Source organism: Limnobacter thiooxidans (genome assembly GCF_036323495.1).
GTDB classification, from domain to species: Bacteria; Pseudomonadota; Gammaproteobacteria; order Burkholderiales; family Burkholderiaceae_B; genus Limnobacter; species Limnobacter thiooxidans.
This window is the reverse complement of the sequence record NZ_AP028947.1, coordinates 658,476-679,074: the sequence shown is the minus strand read 5'-3', so window position 1 is coordinate 679,074 and position 20,599 is coordinate 658,476. Positions and strand designations below refer to the sequence as shown.

Annotated in this window: 16 protein-coding genes and 1 tRNA gene; 5 read left to right on the top strand and 12 right to left on the bottom strand. The window is 52.8% G+C overall.

The window, feature by feature from the left end:
• Positions 1–82: 82 nt before the first annotated feature.
• Positions 83–2,038 carry a methyl-accepting chemotaxis protein gene (locus RGQ30_RS03035; protein ID WP_130558388.1) on the top strand — a complete coding sequence of 652 codons (1,956 nt, stop codon included), beginning with the start codon at positions 83–85 and terminating at the stop codon, positions 2,036–2,038.
• A 3-nt stretch (positions 2,039–2,041) separates the two neighbouring features.
• On the opposite strand, the gene RGQ30_RS03030 is transcribed toward RGQ30_RS03035, so the two are convergent.
• A complete protein-coding gene (locus tag RGQ30_RS03030) occupies positions 2,042–2,404 on the bottom strand; it encodes a phage holin family protein (RefSeq protein WP_298218895.1) in 363 nt (120 codons plus the stop codon).
• Between the two features lie 118 nt (positions 2,405–2,522).
• On the opposite strand from RGQ30_RS03030, the gene RGQ30_RS03025 reads away from it, so the two are divergent.
• Complete coding sequence (locus RGQ30_RS03025) at positions 2,523–3,341, top strand: class I SAM-dependent methyltransferase (protein WP_130558389.1); 819 nt, start codon at positions 2,523–2,525, stop codon at positions 3,339–3,341.
• A 9-nt stretch (positions 3,342–3,350) separates the two neighbouring features.
• Here the strand turns inward: RGQ30_RS03025 and RGQ30_RS03020 are convergent, their stop codons facing one another.
• The 7 genes from RGQ30_RS03020 to RGQ30_RS02990 all read right to left on the bottom strand — a co-directional run bounded on the left by RGQ30_RS03020 (position 3,351) and on the right by RGQ30_RS02990 (position 12,506).
• Positions 3,351–5,555: an ATP-binding protein gene (locus tag RGQ30_RS03020; protein WP_338284709.1), complete on the bottom strand. Its 2,205-nt coding sequence runs from the start codon at positions 5,553–5,555 to the stop codon at positions 3,351–3,353.
• A gap of 87 nt (positions 5,556–5,642) precedes the next feature.
• Positions 5,643–6,602, bottom strand: a complete 960-nt coding sequence (locus RGQ30_RS03015) for an ABC transporter substrate-binding protein (RefSeq protein WP_298218889.1) — start codon at positions 6,600–6,602, stop codon at positions 5,643–5,645.
• A 183-nt stretch (positions 6,603–6,785) separates the two neighbouring features.
• Positions 6,786–7,301 (bottom strand): porin family protein, encoded by a 516-nt coding sequence (locus RGQ30_RS03010; protein ID WP_298218888.1) that lies wholly within the window; start codon positions 7,299–7,301, stop codon positions 6,786–6,788.
• Between the two features lie 111 nt (positions 7,302–7,412).
• Positions 7,413–8,504 carry a fatty acid desaturase family protein gene (locus tag RGQ30_RS03005; RefSeq protein ID WP_130558393.1) on the bottom strand — a complete coding sequence of 364 codons (1,092 nt, stop codon included), beginning with the start codon at positions 8,502–8,504 and terminating at the stop codon, positions 7,413–7,415.
• 32 nt (positions 8,505–8,536) lie between these two features.
• Entirely contained in the window at positions 8,537–9,649 is a 1,113-nt protein-coding gene (locus RGQ30_RS03000) for a ferredoxin reductase (protein ID WP_130558394.1), read from the bottom strand.
• A 245-nt stretch (positions 9,650–9,894) separates the two neighbouring features.
• Positions 9,895–10,188 carry a flagellar biosynthesis anti-sigma factor FlgM gene (locus RGQ30_RS02995; protein WP_130558395.1) on the bottom strand — a complete coding sequence of 98 codons (294 nt, stop codon included), beginning with the start codon at positions 10,186–10,188 and terminating at the stop codon, positions 9,895–9,897.
• A gap of 212 nt (positions 10,189–10,400) precedes the next feature.
• The gene (locus tag RGQ30_RS02990; RefSeq protein WP_130558396.1) at positions 10,401–12,506 is read right to left on the bottom strand and encodes a TonB-dependent receptor; all 2,106 of its coding nucleotides are present in this window, start codon (positions 12,504–12,506) and stop codon (positions 10,401–10,403) included.
• A 177-nt stretch (positions 12,507–12,683) separates the two neighbouring features.
• On the opposite strand from RGQ30_RS02990, the gene RGQ30_RS02985 reads away from it, so the two are divergent.
• Entirely contained in the window at positions 12,684–13,376 is a 693-nt protein-coding gene (locus RGQ30_RS02985) for a hypothetical protein (RefSeq protein ID WP_130558397.1), read from the top strand.
• A 66-nt stretch (positions 13,377–13,442) separates the two neighbouring features.
• Here RGQ30_RS02985 and RGQ30_RS02980 read toward each other — a convergent pair whose 3' ends face one another.
• Positions 13,443–13,682: a hypothetical protein gene (locus RGQ30_RS02980; protein ID WP_130558398.1), complete on the bottom strand. Its 240-nt coding sequence runs from the start codon at positions 13,680–13,682 to the stop codon at positions 13,443–13,445.
• Positions 13,683–13,694: 12 nt separating this feature from the next.
• Positions 13,695–15,314: a DUF4331 domain-containing protein gene (locus RGQ30_RS02975; RefSeq protein WP_130558399.1), complete on the bottom strand. Its 1,620-nt coding sequence runs from the start codon at positions 15,312–15,314 to the stop codon at positions 13,695–13,697.
• Positions 15,315–15,564: 250 nt separating this feature from the next.
• On the opposite strand from RGQ30_RS02975, the gene RGQ30_RS02970 reads away from it, so the two are divergent.
• Together RGQ30_RS02970 and RGQ30_RS02965 are read left to right on the top strand one after the other, a co-directional pair.
• Positions 15,565–16,317, top strand: a complete 753-nt coding sequence (locus RGQ30_RS02970) for a metallophosphoesterase family protein (protein WP_130558400.1) — start codon at positions 15,565–15,567, stop codon at positions 16,315–16,317.
• Positions 16,314–17,825, top strand: a complete 1,512-nt coding sequence (locus tag RGQ30_RS02965; protein WP_130558401.1) for a bifunctional serine/threonine-protein kinase/universal stress protein — start codon at positions 16,314–16,316, stop codon at positions 17,823–17,825. The genes RGQ30_RS02970 and RGQ30_RS02965 overlap by 4 nt, the downstream gene beginning before the upstream one ends.
• Before the next feature lie 69 nt (positions 17,826–17,894).
• Here RGQ30_RS02965 and RGQ30_RS02960 read toward each other — a convergent pair.
• Positions 17,895–17,973, bottom strand: a tRNA-Ile gene (locus tag RGQ30_RS02960).
• Between the two features lie 20 nt (positions 17,974–17,993).
• Positions 17,994–20,564 (bottom strand): RNA polymerase sigma factor RpoD, encoded by a 2,571-nt coding sequence (rpoD, locus tag RGQ30_RS02955; RefSeq protein ID WP_130558402.1) that lies wholly within the window; start codon positions 20,562–20,564, stop codon positions 17,994–17,996.
• Between the last annotated feature and the right edge of the window lie 35 nt (positions 20,565–20,599).

Sequence of the window (20,599 nt, the reverse complement as noted above, 5' to 3'; positions counted from 1 at the left end):
CCCTTCCAGCAGGGATGTGAACACCGCCCTGAATCGACACAATTGTATTCAACCAATTGTTCGTATTTCTCAGGGGAACTTCATGCCGGTCAAGTCCATTCTCAACTCACTCACCTTGCCAAAGAAATGTGCGCTGATCGCACTGCCTTTGTTATTGGCTTTCGGCTTCCTGTTTCAACAGATGTACTCGCAAATCAGCACACTGATTGCTTCCTCCGACAACGAACTTCAAGGCGCGGTTTTTCTGGAAAAGCTCAACCCGGTGATACAGGAGATACTGCAAAACCGGGCCCAGAAACAAAATGACTCGATTGAACCCACGATCAAAACCCTCAATGACCTGAAAGCGAGCGTGCCTGAGCATTGGCCCAACACCAAAGCCAACATCGACAAACTGGTTTCACTTTTGCCGCAAGCCCTGGCACGCAATGCAACAGAAAGCCAAAGCGTGGCCCTGGGCAACCACACGGTGACGCTGGTGCGCCAAATGGCCGATGAAAGCGAGTTGACCCTGGACCCTTACCTGCCCAGCTACTACATGATGAGCCCCATGGCATTCCAGTTGCCGGGAGCCATTGAATACATTGCCGAACTGGAAGGCAAACTGCGCTTTCAAGACACAGATGTGGGCGGCACCCTGAGCTTCGCGCGTTCGCGGCTGGGCACACTGAACCGGGCGCTGGATGAGATTCGCGAAGCCACACAAAAATCGGCGGCTGCTGGCGGTGACATCAAGGCCGAAACCACACAACACCTGGATGCCATTTACCAGAACCTGGAAGGCGTGGCCAAATGGGTGCAAGGTGAATCCGCAAAAGACCTGAACTACGAAAGCATCAGCGGCTCACCCGAAGCCATTCGCCAACTGAACGCGGCCTTCAACAGCGCGTTTGCCTTGAGCCGCGGTTTGAACCGTACCCTGCAGGAAGACCTCCGGGTTCGTATTGACAACATGCAGATTGACTTGATCACTTCGGGTACAGGCTCTGCCGTAGTGCTGCTACTGGCTTGCGCCTTGGGCTTTGTCGTCTTTCGGGACGTAAATGGTGAAATTGCACAAATTCTGGCCCATGCAAAAATCATCGGCATGGGTGACCTGTCCAACCCAATTGAAAGCCCGGGTAGCAATGAAACCAGCAAAATTCGGGCAGCGCTTGAGAACATTCGCCAAAAGCAAACCGGGTTGGTGGGGGAAATCGTGGATGCATCAGCGCGTATGGCCGACACCATAGGCACGCTTGTCACGGCAGCCTCACAAGTCAAAACCAGTGTGCAGGAGCAAACCGATTCAGCATCCGCCGTGGCCGCCTCGGTGGAGGAACTCACTGTTTCAATCGGGCAGGTTCACACGCACGCCAACCAGGCATTGAGCTTGTCAAATCAGGCCGGGCAGTCCTCGGGCGAAGGTCGCGAAAGCGTGAAACAGGCTCGATTGGCCATGGAAGAAATCAGCGCCGCATCAGGCACGCTGGCGCAAAGCATCAATAACCTGGGGCTTCAGTCCGACAACATTTCCAGCATCATCCAGGTCATTCACGCCATCGCGGACCAAACCAACCTGCTGGCCCTGAATGCGGCCATCGAGGCTGCACGCGCCGGTGAACAAGGTCGAGGGTTCGCGGTGGTGGCTGACGAAGTACGCAAGCTGGCTGAAAAAACAGCTGAATCCACGAAAAGCATTTCAGTACTGATTTCCGGCATTCAAAGTGAAACAAGGTCGGCTGTCGAACAGGTTCACGGCTGGACCGAGATGATCCAGTCTGGGCAACGTTCATCGCTGGGCGCCGATCACCAGATGGAAGCCATCAGCCACCACACCGTGGATGCTGAACGGGCTGTGAATGAAATCACAGAGGCACTGAAGGAACAAAGCTCGGCCTCAACCCTGATTGCGCAGCAGGTGGAAAAAATTGCCCGTATGACCGAAGAAAGTCAGGGTGTGGCCCATGAAGTGAACAACGTAATTGACCAATTGCAGGGGCTTTCCCGCCAAATGGACACAGTCATGGGCAAATTCAAACTGACGCAACAAAGCTGATTGTCAGATGCGCTCGATCCTCACCTTCTCCTGAAGCAGGATCGAGCTCAGGAAAGTTGCAAAAGCCGAATACAGCAACGACGCCAGAACCGCCCACCAAAAGCCGGTCACGGTGAATCCGTCAAGAATTGAGCCCACCCAGTAAAACATCAGGCCGTTCAACACAAAGTAGAAAAGCCCCAGGGTGACCACGGTCAACGGCAGGGTCAAAATCAGCAGCACCGGTTTCACCACGGTGTTCACCAAACCCAAAATCAAAGCGGCCCAAAGCGCGGCCCAAAAGCCCTCCACAAGCACACCGGGCAGCAAGTACGCCACGCCCATCAATGCCAGCGCATGCAATATCCAGCTCAGCAAGAGTTTCAAATCGGTTCCCTCCAAGTTGTGAAAACAAGTGATGTACAATCGAAAACGCTTCGGCCATCAACCGGTGTCAAGCTAACACATTTATAAACCCGCATTACCGAATCAAGAGAATTTCAGGATGGACGTCAGCCAACGCCTTGTGTCACGCACTTGCCCTTTCTGCAAGGCCAGCGCCGAGGACGCAACAATCCTCAGCTACGGCAACGATGAATGGCCCATGGTTGAATGTAAGGGTTGCAAATTCGTGTACCTGAAACGCGCCCCGGTGTATGAACGGCTGAGTGAAGAATTTGCCTGGGAAAAAACCTCGGAAACCGAACGGCAAGTGCGCGAAGAACGTGAACCCGTCAAACAGGGCCTGAGCCGGGCATTCAAGCATTTCCGCCAAAAGGTACTAAAGCGCAACAAGCTGCCAGAACTGATTGCCAAGTACATTCCGGGTGGACGGGTGCTGGACATCGGCTGTGCCGCTGGGGGCCTGCTGGCCACGTTGCCCACGCAATATCAACCTTACGGCATTGAAGTGTCCAAGGCACTGGCCCAAGCAGCAGGCGCCGTGGTGGAGCCACGCGGCGGCAGCATCATGCACGACAACGCACTCAACGGCATTCAAAAACTGCCCGAAGCCCATTTTGCTGGTGTGCTGATGAGCGCATTTCTTGAACATGAGGTCGAACCCGATGGGCTGCTGAAGGGCGTCGCACGGGTTCTACAACCCGGTGGTGTGGTCATTATCAAGGTGCCCAATTACGGTTCCTGGAACCGCAAGGTTCGCGCAGAAAAATGGTGCGGCTTTCGCCTGCCCGACCATGTGAATTACTTCACCCCTGAAAATCTGGAGGCGTTGATTGTTCGCAACGGCCTGAAAGTGGTGCAGTTTGGGCTGGCTGATCGCCAACCCACCAGCGACAACATGTGGATTGTTGCAGCGCGTTAAACAAACTGTTTACACGGAAACAGGCTTGATCAACTTGTTCAACAAAAACATCAAGTCTTCCGGCTGCAACGGTTTGTGAAGAACGGCGTTCATACCCGCCTCCAAGGCACGCTTTTCATCCTCGCTACTCACTTCTCCGGTGAGGCCAATCACCGGCAAGTCCGAATTGAAAGGCTGCTTGCGAAGCTCCCGGGTCGCCTCAAGCCCATCCATCAAGGGCATTTGTACATCCATTACCACTGCATCAAACCCGTGTCCAAACTGCAACAAAAAGGACAAAGCCTCCAGGCCGTTCTTTGCCTTGGTGATGTTGGCCTGCTTGCGGCTTAAAATGCCGTCAAGTACTTTCAGGTTCAATTCACTGTCGTCCACAATCAACAAATTCAGCTTGTTAGCGGTGGTTGCCGCAAAGCCTGAGCGCATGGGTAAATTGGGGCTAGGGCCATTGAAAGCATCCTTGAGCTGCAAGGGTGTTAGCGGCTTGACATAAATGGCACTGAATATTTCACTGATCCCCTTGTTCAACAGGCGTCGCGTACCTTCGCCGCCCAGCATCACGGCGCAGGGCACGCCACGCAAGCCCATGGATTTCACGAAATCGACCCAGACTAACCTGTCAATACTTTCACGCGGAAAATCGAGAATGACACCTGCCGCTTTACCTCCACATTCAAACCAGTGAATGGCCTCTTCAAGTCCACTCACGCAAGCCACCCGACGTCCCACGAGATGTCCAGATTGAACCAGGGCATCGGCTTGCAGCGTATTGTCAGTCACCAGCAAAAAGGCCTCAGCCTGCTCGGGTTCAGGCAAGGTTGCAGCATCAGGTTCTGGCAGCTTGAATTCAAGTTCCGCCCAGAAAATGCTACCTTGCCCCAAGTCGCTGGAAAAGCCCATCGTGCCCTGCATCAGCTCCACCAGATTTTTAACCAGGTTCAAACCCAGGCCTGACCCACCAAACTCGCGTGCAACGGAGCTATTGGCCTGGTAAAACTGTTGAAACAGGTTGGCCTGACCTTGAGGAGAAATACCTACCCCGGTGTCCTGAACCTCGACACGCAATCGGCACATGCCTTGGGGGCTGGGCACAGTTTTGATCAACAGGTGCACATGGCCAAACTGGGTGAACTTGATCGCATTGCCCACCAGATTAACGACAATCTGGCGCAGGCGCAGCTCGTCACCGACCAGCGTAGGTGGCAGGTTGGAGGCCGGGCTGATAATCAACTCAACGGGCTTGCTGGCCGCGGCCCCTGTCATGATGCCCGCCACCTTGTCCACAAATTCGAGTACGGAGAATGCCCGGTTCTCCAGTTCCATGCTGCCTGACTCGATCTTGGAGATGTCAAGTACATCGCTGACCAGATCAATCAGGTTGCGCGACGTCTTCTCCAGACTGTCCAGCAGCAGCTTCTGGTTGGAAGACACTGCGGTGTCTTTAAGCAGGTAAGTCAAACCCACAATGCCATTCAACGGCGTGCGAATCTCGTGGCTCATGCTGGAAAGAAACTCGGTTTTCGCCTTGCTGGCATTCTCCACGCGCGCATTGGCTACACGCAAGCGCTTGTTCTTGTGAGCCAGACTTTGCGTCATCTGGTTCACAGCGCGGGCCACATCGCCTATCTCGTCTTCAGAGCTGACGTCGCACACGGCATCTTCGTTGCCATTGCGAATGGCCTCTGCTGTGCGCTTCAACCGAATCAAGGGGTTCAAGACACCACCTCGAATCAAGGCGACCAATAGCGCAATCACCAATACAAAGCTGCCCAGTCCAAGTGCCCCCAGCAAGGTTAATCCCTGCAGGTAACTGGTCTGATCCTTGTTCACTTGAGCGGCCCATTGGTAACCCAACTCAGAGATTAGCTGGGTTTCGGCAATCAGGCGCTCAATAATCAAGGCTTGTCGCCGTTGCATGAAATCCGTCTCTTCGCCCACCAGCAGGTTACCAATCACCAGTTCCTCGAAAATTGGTTTCAGTTCGGCCAGGCTGCTTTCAATGTCAGCGAGTTCTTGTGGCTTCACTCCGGATTTTGTGGGAGCTTTGAGAACCCTTTCAAGTTCATCGCGGGTTTGGCCCCACGCATCACGAACGGAAGGCGATTGAAACAGGACATATTCCTGAGTCAATACCAGCAAGTCAGAAGACAAATGGGTAATCGATTGGGCTTTCTCGGTGCGCTTTAAACCTTTGAACTGCTCACTGATAATGAACATGTTCCCAAGCACAAGCACAACGGTGCACACAATGGTGCACATCACTGCCCAATTGATCTTTGTAGAGACACGCACTAGGTTCAGCCTTTACGGAAGGGATACTGCACCGGGGTCTGCCTTTTTCAATAATCGAGGATACACATAGGAATTGTAGTTTGGTTGGGTCAAAGCAGAATCCACATGCCCTTCCCGCATGGCCCAGCGAGCCTGCCCCTCCATGGTACGCGGCAAGGAACGGTTCAAACTGAGCTTGAACCGGTAATCATTGAATATCGAATTCACAATCGCCATGGGAATATCAAAACGCTGGGCAAGCAGGGTCTTGGCCTTATCCGGGTTCTGATTGATGAACTCGGTGCTGTCCTTCAAAGCCAGCAAAATCAACTCCAGATCACGCGGGCGGGTCTTGATGACCGGTTTTGTTGCGATCAGGTTGAAAGTTTCGGTGTATAACCTCGGGGCGGGAACCAGATTCACTTCAGAGACCAGTTCCTTTTGAATTTTCGACGCAAAGGGCTCCCAAATGCACAAGGCATCCACCTCCGCTTTGGCGAGGGCTTGCAGTGCAGTCTCGGGCGTAATGGCAATGGGGGTCACTGTAGATGGGTCGACCCCACTGTAGACCAACACCAGATCAAGCACATACTGGCTCGCTGTACCCTTGATGTAGCCCAACTTTTTGTTTCTAAGCTCCTGAGCTTGAGACACATTGGCCTTTTTTCTGGCAAGAACCTTCACATCGTTGGACGTACTGACAAAGCTGGTCAAAATGGCAAAATCGGCTCGCTCGAAACTGTTGAACACCACGGGTAGCTCAGTGGCTGTGGCCAGGTCTGTTTGACCCGCCAGCATGTTTTTCATGCACCGGTTTCCCCCGACACACTTGACCAGAGTGACATCGACGCCGCGTTTGGCGAAAAGCCCCTCGGATTGGGCCACGAAAAGAGGCAAGGACAAAATGGTTTCAGACACCCCAATCCGTACCGGCTGGGCGTGCAAAAGGCTGCTGGAGAACAGCAATAAAAGCAAAACGTGAAATTGACGCATCCCGCTTCCTGACAACATGACCTTACCTCAAAAATGTTAGGCAATGTTACAGGATGAAAGTACCAAGAAGCGCTTTAAAAAGCCATCACTTCCGGTCTATCTTCTGGTCTGAGAACACGATATGTTGGCAAGCGGGCACAAGGGGATGCCGCAATGTGACAACCCCTTGATTATTGATGATTTTTAGAAGGCGAAGGTGGCAGTCAAGTTCAAGCCATCGGCCTCAACATTGTTCTTGTCGTAAAGCATTTCATAGCCTGCGCGTATATTCACGCTGCCCGCGGTGTACATCACGCCGCCGCCATAGCTCAAGCCGCCTTCATCGTCGTCCACATTGAAACCGGGGCCACTGATACTGGTGTCAAAAAAGCCATAACCCAGAGTACCGTACAAGGAAAACTGGTTATTCAACGGCAATTTGCCCAACAGGTTGGCACCGATGTAAGAATCAATTTCTCCACGAAACGCACCCGAGGATTCTTCGTCCACACCCGTCATCAAACGGCCTTCCACGGCCAGATTGGGGCTGAGTTCGTAGCCTGCAACCACGCCCACCGTGTCAATGTCCAATTGGTTGCCACCAATGCGGCTGTCGGAAATACCGAGGTTGTTGTATGTGGCGCCCAAGTAGGGGCCTTCGGCAAAAGCCGGGCTTGCGAAAGCGGCTGCAAGTGCGGCAACAGAGATTAGTTTTTTCATGGCTGACATCCTATGTTTGTTGTAAAACCTGTGCGCCCCCTTGGGGAGAGCGCACAGTGTCTAACGCGACAGGATTGCCTTGGGATTACACAGAAAGGACTTCGCTTTGGATCAGGCTGCCACGGCTTGTGTTTTGCTGCGCTTCAATGATGGCAGGCTGTACTTGAATGCACGGCCAACCACTGTTGAAAACTGCTTCACAATGGACGCCTTGTTGTAGTGCTGGCCATAGCGCTTGCAAATTTCCTGTACCTCAACCGACATTTCTGCATAGCGATGGGCTGGCACTTCAGGGAACAGGTGGTGCTCAATCTGGTGGCTCAAGTTACCTGACATGATGTGGAACAGCTTGCCACCGGTCAGGTTTGAAGAGCCTTTCAATTGACGCAAATACCAATGTGCCTGCGATTCACCTTCGGTGATGGACTTGTCAAACACTTCAGAATCAGCCGTGAAATGACCGCAGAAAATGATGGTGAATGTCCAGTAGTTGCGAATGATGTTGGCCAGGAAGTTACCAGCCAGCACGGGCAGGAAGAATGGACCGGCCAACAGCGGAAAGAAAATGTAGTCTTTCGCAATTTGACGGCCAGCCTTCTTGAAGGTTGGAATGGCGCGGTCTTTGGTTTCCTTGAGGGTTTTCTCGCCGCTGATCACTTTTTCAAGTTCAAGGGTTTGCAAGGCCAGCAGGTTTTCAAAGAATGTGGCCAGCAGGGCCATCATGGGCACGTTGGCCAGGAAGCGGGGTTCCCACTTCTGTTCGGGGAACAGACGCAACACGCCGTAACCAATGTCATGGTCCTCACCCAACACGTTAGTGAAGGTGTGGTGGCGATAGTTGTGGCTGTAGCGCCAGTTGTCGGCGGTGCACCAGGTGTCCCACTCGTAGGTTTGGCCCATCAGGCGCTTGTTCTGCATGAAGTCGTACTGACCGTGCATCACGTTGTGGCCCAGTTCCATGTTTTCCAGAATCTTGGAAACACCCAGGGTCAGCGTACCCAGCACGAATGCGGGCGGGAAAATGCCAGCCATCAACATGGCGCGGCCTGCCACTTCGGTATAACGCACAGCTTTTTCAATCTTGGTGATGTACTTGGCATCGCGTTCGCCCACATCGGCCAGGTGCTTCTGGCGGATTGCTTCAATTTCAGCACCAAACTGTTCCAGTTCGGCGGGGCTCAATTTGCGGTCTGCTTTTCTCATGATGTTGCTCCGAATATTTTTTGAATTGGGTTTTACAGGTCCAGTGTTACCGGGCCTTGGGCGGCGTTGATACACAAACGCAGCGCTGAGTTGTTGGTTCCGCAGACCGATTTGTTCTGCATGTTCTGTGTGGTACCGGTAATTTTTTCGCAGGAACAGGTGTTGCAAATGCCCATGCCACAACCGTGGGGTGGGTTGATGCCCTGCTCCTGCAATGCTTTCAGCAAGGGCTTGTTGTTGCTTACTTCCAGAATGCGGTTGCTCTTGGTCAGCGTCACGGTGAATGTTTTCACTTCAGCGCTTTCATCAATGCTCAAGGCCATGGGCGTGAATGATTCGGCGTGGAAGCTCTTGGGCGAATCACCCAGAATGCCGCGCAGTGCAGTCATGAAACCATCCGGGCCACAGGCGTACACGTCGGTGTTGTCCAGGGCACCAGCCACTGCTGCAAACTGTTCCTTGCTGGGGCGGCCTGCCAGATCACCTTCAGCCATGTTTGCACCGCTTTCCAGCAAGCGCACATACTTGAAGTGTTCATTGGTCTTGGCTTTCAGTGCGGCGTCAAACAGCACGTCTTCCGGGTTGCGCGCCCAGCTCATCAAGGTGACGTCTGCTGGCCAGCCTTGGGCTTCCAGTGTTTCGATCAGGCTGATCATGGGGGTAATGCCGCTGCCTGCTGCCAACAACAGCATGGCGGGGCGTTGGGATGTCAGTTCAGGTTGGGTGTGGGACAAAGTCATGTCGCCGAACACATCGCCCAGCTCCACGATTGTGCCCACTTCAAGCTGGTTCACCGCGAAGCGCGAAACCAGGCCGGTTGGCGTTTGCTTGATGGTCAGGCGAACCAGGCCATCGGCTGTTGGGGCATTGCTGAAACTGTATGAACGGGTGTGCACCACGTCATCAATGGTCACGCTCAGGTTCACGTGCTGGCCAGCTTCAAAGCCTTTGAACAAGGCGTTTGGCTTTAGCCACAGGCTGACTGCATCGGCGGTTTCACGGTCAATGCGAACCACTTCAGCCAGGCACCGATCGATGGACTGGGTGCTGCCAGCTTGTTCAAGCCAGAAGTTGACGAATTCCTGGCCCAAAATTTTGGAGAGTCCGCGTACTACTTTGTTGCTTAACTGGCTGTTGGTTCTCATGGCTTTTCCGCATTAGTGAACATGTGTGCACTAATTTAACCAAACCACGCTGTTTTTGGCAACTTATTTTGGGTAAAAAACTAGAATAAAGTGTCAGAAGAGTACAACTGTACACTTAAATTCCCGCTTAAATAATTGATTATTAGGGATATTTTAAATCAAACAGAAAAACCAGTTTTTAGTGAACACTTTTTCATAATTCCGGTTTTTATGTTGATTTCGTGTTGACCACTTGGCTGGCAAGATCACCCCAACAAAGCCTTCTGGTCGTTGATCATGCGATCGGCCACCACATTGGCATCAATTTTAAGTGCGCCGCGGCTTAACTCGCGCCGAATCATTTCTACCTTGTCCGCATCAAACGGCGTTGCGCTGTCAATCAACAGCTTGCCTTGGGGTTTCGAGAACGACACCACCACGCTGGCGCCATCGCGATCGGCGGCTGTCTTGATTTCAGGGGGGCGGCTGGACACCAGCGGGTCTGCTTTCTTGGGGTCGGGGCTTGTGAATGCAATGCTGCTTTTGTCACCAGATATCATGAGAAGACTCGAACAATCATCCAGAGGGGGGCTTGGGTATCAAGCAAGTGAGTTAACACCGATGTGTTAGCACATGCCACACGATACCCGCTTTGCCCAATTTTTTGAATTGGGAAAGGCGAGCATGGGCTGTCAGGCTTTACTGACAGGGTGTAAGGCGCCTACCCCAACACAGTTCCAATTTCCGTAAACCACGCCCTGCGTGCGCCCAATCAGAACAACCAATTGGCGGTCAAGCGTGCATGCCGTGGCAATGCGGGGTGAAATGTTTTTCCAAACGCCTGGTTGCCTGCCAGGAAATAATCCTGTGCATATTGAATGTCGCTGTTGTCACGGTCAAACAGATTGAATATGGAAAAATTCAAACTCAGGTCATTGTTCACTTTGTAATTCACAAACAGGTCGGAATTGATCACGGAATCAGACTTGATGCTGCGGTCTTCAACCAACGGGGCACTGCCAATGTATTTCAGCTTGTAACCCAATTTGAAGTCGCCCAGTGTTTGCCCAATCGACACCGCCGCCGATTCTTCAATGGCATTCGGAATACCATTGTCAGCCACGTTAACAAATCGTGCGTCCACCAGTGTGATGAAGCCATCTACCTCAAAGCCTGACCGGTTGAAATAACTCGCAATCAACTCAAGCCCATTGCGCTGGGTGGCACCATTGGGTTCTGTGGTGCCTGCATCCCCCACAAAAACCAGTTCAGAATTGCTTTTCAACTGAAACAGCGTGGCCGATGCACTCAGGTTTTTGGCGTCGTTAGTCGTTTTGACACCCGCTTCAACACCACGGGTTTTGACCAGGTAATCCACCGGTGCAGCAGTGAACAGGCCTCGAGGGTCGTTGCTGTGAAAGCCTCGCCCCACCGAGAAGAACAATTCGGTATTGTGCTCAAAAGGCGTGAAGCTCGCGCTGAACTTCGGACTAAGCAGGGTGTCTTTGCGCGAACCACTGCGAAGCACGTTGGGTGTGGTCACATCTTCATCTTCGTCAAACTGGCCATTCAAATCCACATCAAACTGGTCGTAACGCAAACCACCTGTCAGCTTGACCCATGAAAGTGGCAACACTTGCTGGGAAACAAACACGCCCAAATTGCGTTGCTCGAAATTGTCTTCATTGCGGGTGGCCAAACGTTGCCGCGCAATACTTTCGTAAAGCCCTGCGGGCTTCACATCGTCAATTCGATAATCAAGTCCCATGGCCAGTTGGGATTGAACAAACGACAAGTTGCCAAAAACGGTGTGGGTTAAACCTGCACCATACGTGGTGCGGCTATCGAACTGGTTGAACTGGTCCGACAAAACGCCTGGCCTGCCCAGCGGGGCATTGTCGCGCAGGCCATACGTGAAGTCGCTGTACAAGTCGAGTTTGTAGTCCGCCACATATGCCCTCACCTGCGTAATCGATTGATCCCACACAGCCGTGAAATTGCCCGATAAAGCATGCCGCTGGGTAAATCCGCCAGCGGTTGAATCCAGGCTGCCAAATCGGCCCACCACGCCTTGGGCCACTGCATCAACCGGAATGTGATCAGTAGATGTCCAGCGCGATTCGTAACCCGAATAATTCAGCTCCAGCTTCTTGCTCGAATCAATGCGATGGTTCAATTTAAGCAACATATTGTGCTTGTACTGGTTTTCCTTGATGTCCCAAGGTCCGTTGTTGTCAGTCAGTTCAAACGCATACAGCAAGCTGGTTTGATCGTCATTGAATTTGACAGAATTCGCCAGCAATCCACGGCGATAGCCAAACTCGCCAATCGACACCGAGGCCAGGCCGCGCTTGAGCTCGTTCACATAATCAATGTTCAGCGAACCAGCGGTGCTGAAGTCCCCATCTTGTGCAAAGTACGGCCCCTTGCGGTATTCCACCCGCGAAAGCAACTCGGGAATGATCATGTTGGAATCGGCATAACCTTGACCGTGCGCGTGGCCAACCAGGTTCAACGGTGCACCCAGAAAATTCACTGACAAGTCAGTGCCATGGTCGAGGCTGAAGCCGCGCAAGAAATACTGGTTGGCCTTGCCACCGCCTGAATGCTGGGTCACATTCAAACCGGGCACGGCTTCCAGTACATCGGAGGACCGCGCCGGGTTTTGATTGGCCAGTCGTTTTTGGCCCAGCACGCCTTGTGAACTGGTAATGCCACCCAAGGTATGAATGGCATCAATTTCATCCTCAACCACCACATCGTCCAGCTCAAGCCCCTCGAAATGCACACCATGTGCGCCTGCATAGCTGGGCAAAAACAGCGAAACAACGGCAAGGGGCAAACAAGCCAGGCGGAACGAGTTTGAAAGTGTGGTCATGAAATTTTCTTTAAACGGAAATTAGTCAAAGCACCGCCAATATTACACGCAGCACTACTATATTTATTTTCTGTAAGCAGTAGCCTCGCTGACTGGATTTCATCCATTTCGCGGTCACCTCACCACTCTTTTCAATAACGGGCGCAAAATGTCTTTCATCACAAGGAGTATTTTATAGTGAAAATATTAAGCACATTGATCGCACTCACCGTACCGGTTTCAGCCTTCGCCCACCTGACCTGGATCGAAGCCGGCCAAGCCAACCTCAGCTTGTCCACAGGCCACAACTTTCCGGCAAAAGAAATTGTAGTGAAAGGTCAATATGTGGAATCGGTTCGTTGCGTGGCCGCTGACGGGGAAGCATTTGAATTGAAATTCGACAAAAAAAGCACACGGTATCCTTACCCCGACAACACGCAAAACTGTGTAGCCAGATTGAAGACCAGTCTGATTGAGCTTTCAACAGCGCAGGGAGTTGCGCACCTTGAAGAAAACAAGGTTGACACATTGTTGGTCGACAAAGCACGGCGCAGCAAAACCTTTCAGGAAGAATACTTCAAGCTGTCACAAATCAAGCCCATTGAAATCGGCAGCCCACTGTACAACAGCGAGTTGGCTCAATTCGTGCACAAACCAGGCGACACGGACAACATTTTTTTATACAGAAACGGTGCACCTTTGGCAGGTGTGTCGGTGGGTCTTGAATACCCCGAGACACCCATCACCTTGTGGAGCAACACCGATACCGATGGCAAAGTGAAACTGCTGTTGCAACCCAAATCCAAGGCACTTTTACGCACCCTGATCAGCGAAGAAAGCGGCAACGGTTTCAAAAGCCAATTCCTCTCGGTGACGCTAAACCCCCGATAAAGCAAAGCCCTGCGGATTGAGATAACCACAGGGCTTTGCTGACCTCACCGTTAAAGCAACTGGTGTTTAGTCGGGCAAATCAAAAGGCTCATCGGTTTCCGATGTAGCCAGCGCGAGGTTACTCACATTGTCTGGCTCACCTGCTTCTGTACTGCTTCCAGCAAGTACACCAGCCTCAATCTGGTTAATGTTGCCATCACTGCTGGCCGTCCCCAGATTGAAAGGCGTGTCATCACTCCCGCAAGCAGCCAAGCCGGCAAGCAATATCGCACCTGCGCCCACACGGATTATATTGGCGAATTTCATTGATTCAACTCCTTAGCGTGCCAGCACAGTTTGTGTGGGTGCCGGTGTTCCAGAACCAGGCGTGGGCGTGCTCAGGTAAGGAAAACGGTTCATGAAGGGTACACGACTTTGATCCACAGCATCATGAATTGACAAGGAGGTATTGCCCAATGGAACGCTGCCTGGGGTGCAAGCAGAAGTCAATGTTGTTCCAGGCACTGTGTTCAACTTGAAAGCATCATTTGCGCCATTGGCCACACACAAGCCACCCATCACTGCCACAAGTGAAATATCCACGACATCATCGATTGGACGACGTCCGTTCGGGAAACCAGCCGCATCACCGAATGCCAAACCAAGCGTGTTTTGCATGGCAATTGGCGTAACCGGTGTTTCAGTATTCAACCGCAACATTTCCGACAACACCACATTAGCCGGGCGGTTCACACCTTGAATACCAGCAAGAAACACGTTCAACAAGTCAGTGCGTGGGAAGTTAGTGGGTGCTGCACCGGCGTTGCCGGTTTGCACCAGGCTGATCAACTGTGGCAATGTGGGGTTGGATACGTAGTTCAAGAACTGACCATCACCACTGGGCTTGGATGCGTTAAAACGGTCTTTGTCTTTCAAGCCAATCACCACCTCATTCACCAAAGGCATGCCCAGGCGTGAAACCTGAACCCATGCACCACCTGTTTTTTCAGCGGTTTGGTGGCCTTGTGCAGGAATGCCATCGCCAATTTGTACTTGGCGCACGCTGGCTGTTGTCCATCCACCCACCACGTTTTCCGCGCCGGGTGTCAGGCAATCCTTGTGGATTTCAATGGCAATGCTGGTGACGTTTTTATCTTGAATTGAATTGGCGGCTGCTGCGTTGGCAAAAGTACGGTTGGAAATTACGTTGAAAGGTGCGTTAACCAGGTCAAAAATAGTGCCCAGATTCACCGCAAAACCTTCCTGACGCTGCCCCACAAATACCTTGGCCTGATTGGTACCACCTGTGCAACCTGGAATGGTCACGTTGTGAATATGTGCATCCGAATAGGCCTGATAAGCCGCCGCATTGCCCAGTGTTTTTTCACCAATGTAGTCCACCGGCTTTTCCAGTGTAGAACCACCACCAGTTTTTGAAACCACAGTGCGGTTACCACTGCGGCGTCCATCACGAACCACCGTCATGGTGTAGCTTTCGTTCAAATTAAGGTTGGCGCTGTTCAGCCCGGTAACTCCGCCTTGTTGTATCAGGGGAATACTGACATCGGCACCGCCAATCGTTTGTTTCAAGTCACGCAAGGTGTTCTTGAAGTTGAACTGGAATGTAATTTCTTCCTGTGCGTCCCCATCATTGTCGATGTGAATCTCATACAGTGCATTCGGGTCCATCGAGAAGTAGTTCGGGCCACCGTAGCCGTCTTGCAAAGGCTGGTAGTTGGCAATCAAGGTGATGAAATCTGAACGGTTCGCTTCGTAACTGCGAAACATGTAGAAGTCTGTGCCGTCTGCTTTCGGTGTAGTGGTGATTGATGGTGCCTCGCGGTGACTGGACGCCAATGCCGCAATGCTGATGGCGGACAAAACGCCACCCAATAAAATTTTTGTCTTGAAATTATTCTTGTTTTTTTGAACTGCTGTCTTCCTCTGTACTTTCAACATACTACCCTCACTGCCAATTGTTGTTGGGGACTCGCTTGCGCGCCCTCGAAAGAGTATATTGCGCGTCAAATATTACCGCAATAAGTTATTTGTGACAGGGGTGTACATCTTTAGAGCAAAACTTGCCTACTCAATGTATCCGATCCAGCTCTCCGCCAATCCCGAAAGCGCCTCCCATTTCTGTAAGCAAAATGAAGACTAACTGCGCTATCATGGACTCAAACAACAAAACCAGAACATTGAGCGAGACATGAAAATAGCGTTGTTGTCCGACGTCCACAGCAATTTGCAGGCGCTTAAGGCCTGCACTGAGCACGCCCGCAAAGCAGGAGCCCAGCAGTTCGTCATTTTGGGTGACCTAGTGGGTTACGGTGGAGATCCAGCCGGCGTTGTGGACGAAGTCATGGCCTTGTGGGAACAAGGCGCTTGGGTAGTCAAAGGCAACCACGATGACATGGCAGTGAACCCGCCACCCGCATTGAACGACATGGGATCCAGCAGCGCGGCCTGGACACACGCCCGGCTTTCCCTGGAACAACGTGAATTTCTTGCCACCCGCCCGATGACCAAGCTGCATGGCAAAGCCCTGTTTGTGCATGCCAGCGCCAATCAACCCGCCAAATGGGAATACGTGGACAGCGAACACAAAGCCAAGCTGTGTATGGATGCCGCGTGCCGTGACCACAGCGCCAGCCATGTGTTCTTGGGGCATGTGCACCATCAGGTGTTGTATTACCCAGGTGCCAGCCGAAACATGATGCGGTTCGATCCGGTCGCAGGCGTGGCCATACCCACGCCCCTTCGCCGACAAATGGTTGTCACCGTGGGATCTGTGGGACAACCCCGTGACGGGGATGTTCGCTCCATGTATGCCATGTACGACGATGTACTTCAAACACTGAGTTTTTATCGCGTGGCCTACGACGCCCAGTCTGCCGCGCAAGCCATTCGCAAGGCAGGGCTGCCTGAACAAATGGCGACCCGCCTGGAACTTGGCAGATGACCAGGCTGACTGTCGGGCAGACGCTCGACGGATTTGTTATCCGCGATTGTGTTCACAGCGGGGGAATGGCCACCATTTACCGCGTGGAGTACGACCGGGACAAAGGCCATGCAAGCCTAGATCCAGGTTTTCCGATGATCATGAAAGTGCCCAAGATGCGCGAAGGCGACGGGGGTGAAAACATCATCGGTTTCGAAATTGAACGGCAGATTTTACCCGCTGTTTCCGGACGTCACATTCCCCGTTTTGTTGCCTCTGGCGACCTGGATAATCTTCCCTACCTGGTGATGGAATACATTCCGGGCCACACCCTGGAGCAGGTTCTCGACACTGCGGAGAACGCAGCAGGAGGTACAAGCCCAGCCACCATCGCCAGAATTGGGGCCGCTTTGGGCAAAGCAGTTCACAGCTTACACAAGCAGAATGCCTGCCATCTGGACCTGAAGCCTGCCAACGTGCTCTTCCGGGAAAAATCCGATGGCTCGATAGATTTGGACCAAGTGGTCCTGCTGGATTTTGGCTTGAGTTTCCACGCCCATTTTCCAGACCTGATGGCAGAAGAATTGCGCAAGGCGGTCGGCTCTCCCACCTGGATTGCACCGGAGCAGGTTGTAGGTGTTCGGGGAGACCCCCGCAGCGATGTTTTTGCGATCGGTGTCATGCTGTATGAGCTGGCCACAGGCCGCCTACCATTTGGCTCACCCAGCACTACCGGTGGGCTGCGCCAGCGTTTGTGGATGGACCCCGTTCCGCCTCGTCTACGTAATGAACAGGTTCCCGAATGGCTCCAGGAAGTGATTCTGCGCTGTCTTGAACCTGAAGCCGTACGGCGTTACCCTTCCGCCGCACACCTGGCCTTTGATCTGCAAGACCCCGCGCAAATTCGAATCACACGCCGCGGCAAGCAAATGGTGCGCACCTCGTTCTGGGTGCACTTCAAACGCTGGATTCGTGCGGCAGGCATGCATTACCAAGCCAGCCCTTTGCCAGAGCGGCAAATCGCCTCCATACCGATTGTCATGGTCGCGATTCCCCACAAAGGCGTCACCGATGCAACCCTGTTCAGCCTGCGTGAATCAGTGCAACGCAGCATGGGAATTCGCCCAGGCGCCAGGCTTGCCGTGGTCACTGTTCTGAAAAACAGCCTGCTGAGTAGCGACGCTTCCGGCAGTGAAAGCGAGTTGCAACGAAGCTACCTGAACATGCTGAAACAATGGGCTGTGCCTTTGTCACTGGACTCACACCATGTTTCTTTCCATGTGCTTGAAAGCAGCGATGTGGCTGAGGCCATTCTGGCTTATGCCGAAGGCAACAATGTGTCATTGATCATCATGGGGGCTGCGACGCACGGTGTGCAATTGCAAAGGCTGATGCGAACCGTACCCATCAAGGTGGCCATGTATGCGCCTTGCTCCGTCATGCTCGTAAAGGCAGCTGTACCCTTCGAACTGCTTGAAGAAGTTGAATTCAATGCGGAAGAAGGGCTGGATGTGTTCAAAACCTGGTGAGTCGCCACTGGCGCGCAAAGCGCTTCCCCAACAAAAAAGCCAACCCCGAGAGGTTGGCTTTTTCAATTGTGGTGGGCCTCCCGTGAGTCGAACACGGCACCAACGGATTATGAGTCCGCTGCTCTAACCAGGCATGAGCTAGAGGCCCACGTAACCTTTCAAATCAAGTTACTCGCCTTCCAGGAAGCTCTTCAGCTTGTCTGAACGGCTGGGGTGACGCAGCTTGCGCAGCGCTTTGGCTTCAATCTGGCGAATCCGCTCACGCGTGACATCAAACTGCTTGCCCACTTCTTCCAGCGTGTGGTCAGTGCTCATTTCAATACCGAAACGCATGCGCAATACCTTGGCTTCGCGCGGGGTCAGTGAATCCAGCACATCCTTGGTCACGAAACGCAGGCTGCTGTACTGCGCTGCATCTTGAGGAGCCAGGGTGTGGTTGTCTTCAATGAAGTCGCCCAAGTGTGAATCGTCGTCATCGCCAATCGGTGTTTCCATCGAAATCGGTTCTTTCGCGATCTTCAGGATCTTGCGGATCTTCTCTTCCGGCATTTCCATGCGCTCGGCCAAAGTGGCCGGATCGGGCTCAATGCCTGTTTCCTGCAGAATCTGGCGGCTGATCCGGTTCATCTTGTTGATCGTTTCGATCATGTGCACCGGAATACGGATGGTGCGCGCCTGGTCTGCAATGGAACGGGTAATCGCCTGGCGAATCCACCATGTGGCATAAGTTGAAAACTTGTAACCACGGCGGTATTCAAACTTGTCCACCGCTTTCATCAAGCCCACGTTGCCTTCCTGAATTAGGTCCAGGAACTGCAAACCACGGTTGGTGTACTTCTTCGCAATTGAAATCACCAAACGCAAGTTGGCTTCAATCATTTCACGCTTGGCCAAACGGGCACGGTTCTCACCGGAAACCATTTGCTTGTTGATGGTGCGCAAATCGTTCAAGGGCAATGACACCATGTCCTGAATGGCAACCAGTTTTTGCTGCAATTCGTTAATGGCTGGCACATTACGCGCCCAAGTTTCAGCCCATGCTGCGTTGGATGCGCTGAACACGCCAACCCAAGCGGCATCCACTTCATGGCCACGGAACTTGTCGATGAACTGCTCGCGGGGTACGCCCACACGGTTCACAGCGATGTCATAAATCTCACGCTCGATCTTGCGTACGCTGTCGACCTGTTCACGCAAAATACTGCACAAACGCTCAACCTGCTTGGCGGTAAAGCGAATTTTCATGAACTGCTCGGCAATCGCTTCCTTGGCCTTTTTATACGCCGCAGTGTTATAGCCGCCGTCTGCACGCGCTTTTTTCAGCTTCGCAAACTGCTTTTCAATTTCTGCAAATACAGCCAGTGAGTTCTTCTTCAGGTCTTCAAGTTGACGCGCCGACATGCCGGAGGTGGTGCCACCGTCATTGCCTTCTTCCTCGTCATCACCCTCTTCGTCTTCACTGATTTCTTCAGGTGCCGCAGCCACGACCATGTCGTCAGGGATGGAGTCATCCACAATGCCATCCACCACTTCATCCACGGTGGATGTGCCTTCAGCAATTCGCTGACCCAGACCCACCACGTCTTCAACAATGGCGGGGCAGGCAGAAATGGCTTGTACCATGTCTTTCAGGCCGGCTTCAATTCGCTTGGCAATCTCAATTTCGCCTTCACGGGTCAGCAACTCGACCGTGCCCATTTCACGCATGTACATGCGAACAGGGTCGGTAGTGCGGCCAAACTCGGAGTCCACGTTGCTCAAGGCGGCTTCTGCTTCCTCTTCGGCATCTTCAGCCGAAGTACCCACAGGCGCATTGTCGTTCATCAGCAGCGCTTCAGCGTCAGGGGCCTGTTCGTAAACAGTGATCCCCATGTCATGGAAGGTGCTGACCATGGCTTCAATCACTTCACCGTCGGTGACGTCATCGGGCAAGTGGTCATTGATCTCGGCAAAAGTCAGGTAGCCGCGCTCTTTACCCATCTTGATCAGGGTTTTAAGCTGCGTGCGGCGCAATTCAAGTTCTTCAACCGTGGCGTTGGCCGACGACAGATAGGCAGAATTGATCAAGGCCTTGTCTTTGGCCTTGGAGCCACGACCGCGCTTGGGCAAAATCACCAGATCCGCTTTTTTCGCGTCTGAATCGTCGTCTTCAGGCACATCATCAGAATCAAGCGATGCATCGGCGCCAGCGTCCATGTCGTCTTCATCGTCATCTTCGGCTTTGGGCTTGCCGGCAGACTTCGGTGGACGGCCACGACCCTTGGGCGCCTCAGCAACAACAGGCGCAGCCTCAGCCAAGGCCTTGGGTTTGCGCCCGCGCTTCTTCGGCTGTGATTCCTCGGCGTCAAGATCGACCTGGGTATCTACTGCCGAATCTTCCACTTTGGGCTTTCGACCACGCTTGGGCGCATCAATCGAGGGCGCAGCGGCATTCTTGCTCACAGGCGTTTCAGCAGCTGCTGTTTTCTTGGATTCTGTATTCTTTACCACGGTCGTATTTTTCGCTTCTTTTGCAGTTGCCTGTTGAGGAGAAACCTTCTTCCCTACCATTGACGACGCTCCCTTGCGTTTGGATGCCCTAGTGGAGGATTCCTTCTCCGGCTTTTGGCCAACAGGAATCTGTGTGTGTGAATCGGTTTGCTGGGAAATCACGGTGGGTGAGTTCGCAGACTTGGTTTTGTGGCCGGATTCGGCTTTCTGTTCCTGTGTTTTTGAAAAAATGTTGAGTATTTTGAACATTCATTCCCTGAACCACTGAATAACGGCCACTGGGT

What these genes read in the sequence shown, in the direction of transcription:
- RGQ30_RS02975 (WP_130558399.1), bottom strand. Translation starts at nt 15,314, where the DNA reads ATGTTGAAAGTACAGAGGAAGACAGCAGTTCAAAAAAACAAGAATAAT.
- RGQ30_RS03020 (WP_338284709.1), bottom strand. Translation starts at nt 5,555, where the DNA reads ATGTTCATTATCAGTGAGCAGTTCAAAGGTTTAAAGCGCACCGAGAAA.
- RGQ30_RS03010 (WP_298218888.1), bottom strand. Translation starts at nt 7,301, where the DNA reads ATGAAAAAACTAATCTCTGTTGCCGCACTTGCAGCCGCTTTCGCAAGC.
- RGQ30_RS03025 (WP_130558389.1), top strand. Translation starts at nt 2,523, where the DNA reads ATGGACGTCAGCCAACGCCTTGTGTCACGCACTTGCCCTTTCTGCAAG.
- RGQ30_RS02990 (WP_130558396.1), bottom strand. Translation starts at nt 12,506, where the DNA reads ATGACCACACTTTCAAACTCGTTCCGCCTGGCTTGTTTGCCCCTTGCC.
- rpoD (WP_130558402.1), bottom strand. Translation starts at nt 20,564, where the DNA reads ATGTTCAAAATACTCAACATTTTTTCAAAAACACAGGAACAGAAAGCC.
- RGQ30_RS02995 (WP_130558395.1), bottom strand. Translation starts at nt 10,188, where the DNA reads ATGATATCTGGTGACAAAAGCAGCATTGCATTCACAAGCCCCGACCCC.
- RGQ30_RS03015 (WP_298218889.1), bottom strand. Translation starts at nt 6,602, where the DNA reads ATGCGTCAATTTCACGTTTTGCTTTTATTGCTGTTCTCCAGCAGCCTT.
- RGQ30_RS03035 (WP_130558388.1), top strand. Translation starts at nt 83, where the DNA reads ATGCCGGTCAAGTCCATTCTCAACTCACTCACCTTGCCAAAGAAATGT.
- RGQ30_RS03000 (WP_130558394.1), bottom strand. Translation starts at nt 9,649, where the DNA reads ATGAGAACCAACAGCCAGTTAAGCAACAAAGTAGTACGCGGACTCTCC.
- RGQ30_RS02965 (WP_130558401.1), top strand. Translation starts at nt 16,314, where the DNA reads ATGACCAGGCTGACTGTCGGGCAGACGCTCGACGGATTTGTTATCCGC.
- RGQ30_RS02980 (WP_130558398.1), bottom strand. Translation starts at nt 13,682, where the DNA reads ATGAAATTCGCCAATATAATCCGTGTGGGCGCAGGTGCGATATTGCTT.
- RGQ30_RS03005 (WP_130558393.1), bottom strand. Translation starts at nt 8,504, where the DNA reads ATGAGAAAAGCAGACCGCAAATTGAGCCCCGCCGAACTGGAACAGTTT.
- RGQ30_RS02970 (WP_130558400.1), top strand. Translation starts at nt 15,565, where the DNA reads ATGAAAATAGCGTTGTTGTCCGACGTCCACAGCAATTTGCAGGCGCTT.